The sequence below is a fragment of the Serratia ureilytica genome (assembly GCF_013375155.1).
GTDB lineage: Bacteria > Pseudomonadota > Gammaproteobacteria > Enterobacterales > Enterobacteriaceae > Serratia > Serratia ureilytica.
The window spans coordinates 1-306 of sequence record NZ_JABXOF010000033.1 but is presented as its reverse complement, the minus strand read 5'-3'; the positions used below and the strand labels follow the sequence as shown (position 1 = coordinate 306).

The 306-nt window shown below is 55.9% G+C and carries 3 tRNA genes; all 3 read right to left on the bottom strand.

The features are described from left to right. Nucleotides 1-17 precede the first annotated feature (17 nt). Nucleotides 18-94: transfer RNA gene (locus HWW83_RS25515), tRNA-Val, on the bottom strand. Between the two features lie 20 nt (nt 95-114). Then, a tRNA-Val gene (locus HWW83_RS25510) sits at nt 115-191 on the bottom strand. Nucleotides 192-211: 20 nt separating this feature from the next. After that, nucleotides 212-288 (bottom strand) — tRNA-Val (locus tag HWW83_RS25505). Nucleotides 289-306: the final 18 nt, after the last annotated feature.

Below are 306 nucleotides of genomic sequence, written 5' to 3'. Positions count from 1 at the left end.
GAGGTGAATCAGCAATATGGTGCGTCCGAGTGGACTCGAACCACCGACCCCCACCATGTCAAGGTGGTGCTCTAACCAACTGAGCTACGGACGCACTGCACTGCTTGTGAAATTTGGTGCGTCCGAGTGGACTCGAACCACCGACCCCCACCATGTCAAGGTGGTGCTCTAACCAACTGAGCTACGGACGCACTGTACTGCTTCTGGAATTTGGTGCGTCCGAGTGGACTCGAACCACCGACCCCCACCATGTCAAGGTGGTGCTCTAACCAACTGAGCTACGGACGCATCTTTTCCTGTCTGTCA